The 1,992-nt window shown below is 48.5% G+C and carries 2 protein-coding genes and 1 pseudogene; 1 reads left to right on the top strand and 2 read right to left on the bottom strand.

Annotated features, from left to right (window positions below):
- A pseudogene (locus tag CWM54_RS29110) lies at positions 1–224 on the top strand (hypothetical protein); the annotation flags it as partial.
- Positions 225–358: 134 nt separating this feature from the next.
- On the opposite strand, the gene CWM54_RS27775 reads toward CWM54_RS29110, so the two are convergent.
- Positions 359–1,225, bottom strand: a complete 867-nt coding sequence (locus CWM54_RS27775) for a replication initiation protein (RefSeq protein WP_096835038.1) — start codon at positions 1,223–1,225, stop codon at positions 359–361.
- 490 nt (positions 1,226–1,715) lie between these two features.
- The coding region (locus CWM54_RS29105) for a hypothetical protein (protein ID WP_206054245.1) at positions 1,716–1,992 on the bottom strand (277 nt) is incomplete at its 5' end.

Raw genomic sequence — 1,992 nt, 5'->3', positions numbered from 1 at the left:
GTGGGAAACAGGTCAACTTTGCAGACGACCGGGACTGTGGGAAACAGGTCAACTCCGCGGACGGCCCGGACTGTGGGAAACAGGTCAACTTTGCAGACGTCCGGGACTATGGGAAACAGGTCAACTTTGCAGGCGACCGGGACTGTGGGAAACAGGTCAACTACGCGGACGGCCCGGACTATGGGAAACAGGTCAACTTTGCAGACGGGCGGGACTGTGGGTAACAGGTCAACTACGCGGACAGCCGGGATTGTGGGAAACAGGTCAAGTTAGGCAAGCACTATGGGAAATACAGCAAGTTTAGTATCCCCCCATATGTCAGCAACAAACTAAGGGGGGAGGAAATAAAAAATACAGGCTATTGTTTTTTATCAAGAAAATTAAACAGCAAGCGACCATCTTCTTCAGTGGTATATGTTACCTTTAATGGCGTCTTCTCATTAATTTTCTTCAGAGCAGGTTCCAGGAAGGTACGCTTCATTTCAGCAATATTGTTTTTCTGCGAGGCAGGGAGCATAAACCTTTCACATAACCAGTCATGTGTGGTGATCCAGACACCAGTGCTCCGGAACTGACACAGGCTTTCATAAAGCCGGATGACACGAACACTATTAAGCTGGCCACAGTCATAGAGAGAATAGGTAGTGAACTGGGAGGTTAAGCCGACAAGGAATGGCATGACCTTGTAGTTAAATTCAATCTGCCAGGAACCCCGGCCTCGCTTCATTCCTGCTTCAGCCAGCCACGGACGTTTAACTTCTTCAAACTCACCTTCTTTTGGATAAAAGGTAACCGTTGATTCGCCCAGAGCATTTACCCCAGCCTTCACATCACGACTGGCGACAGACGTAGCGACATTGAAGTATTTGACGTAATCAGAAACGCTGATTTTGAAGAGCGGCAATACGTCAGAGTCATCTTCCTGGCTGTCATTAAAATAGGCCTGCATGAGGCATAACCACAGCACACGTTTTGCCTGAAGAGGCAGGTAATATGCAGCTTCGGTCAATTCGTTAGATTGCTTTATACTGGCGCGTTTTTTAAACGTTTTAGTAGCTGGCAAGAGTGCTTGAGTATCCATTTCAATGCCTATGGGTAATTTTTTACTCACCCATAATGACAGTGAAAACAGAAATTGCAAGCTATCGCGATACTTATCCACCGGAAAAATCTGCACTTTATCCACAAGTGGATAATTGAGAACTGAACTTGACCTCTTTCCCATAGCTTGTTGATGCGTATCCCATAGCTTGTTGACACAAAACCCACTGATACGTGATTAATTTCCCATATTATGTTTACCAGTTGCCCATATAGGCCCCCTCTCAGGCCGCACTGTACGCGGCTTTCAGGCTCCCTAAAAGATGTAAAATAAAGAAAAAGAATAAAAAAGTACTTTATAAAAATATGCCCGTGGATAAGTGGATAACCCCGAGGGGGAGGTGATTTTTCAGGCATTTAGCGTAAGCAGAATTTATAAGTTTTGTTCCCTGGTGCTTCCTCGCTCACTCGGGGCTTCGCCCTGTCGCTCGGCTGCGGCGAGCACTGCTGGCTCGATCATATCCACGGCCGGGAATTTCATTTGAACATAAAAGTTATTCTGTCTTAAGTCTCAAAAAAGCTAATTCTATAATCAATATTCTGGCAGAGATGGCGTAACCGGGCCGACAGCTGGTTTTGGCGGCGTTTTCGGATCTGTCGGTTTGGGAGGACACTCAATAGCGCCACAGGGGTTTACCTTCGGTGTGGTATAGCCCGTCTTCCCCTGGCACCCCGACCCCGTGCAACCCGGCTGGGATGGCGTAACCGGGGTGACAATAGGTTTTGGCGGCGTTTTCGGATCTGTCGGTTTTGGGGGGCACTCGATAGCGCCACAGGGGTTTACCTTCGGTGTGGTATAGCCCGTCTTCCCCTGGCACCCCGACCCCGTGCAACCCGGCTGGGATGGCGTAACCGGGGTGACAATAGGTTTTGGCGGCGTTTTCGGATCTG

This window comes from Klebsiella sp. D-Nf1 (assembly GCF_002810515.1).
In the GTDB taxonomy this organism is placed as follows: Bacteria; Pseudomonadota; Gammaproteobacteria; order Enterobacterales; family Enterobacteriaceae; genus Klebsiella; species Klebsiella variicola.
Note: the sequence above shows the minus strand (reverse complement) of the source record. Positions and strands in the feature narration are given on the sequence as shown.

Coding starts and splice junctions, on each gene's coding strand:
- CWM54_RS27775 (WP_096835038.1), bottom strand. CDS start 1,225: ATGGGAAAGAGGTCAAGTTCAGTTCTCAATTATCCACTTGTGGATAAA.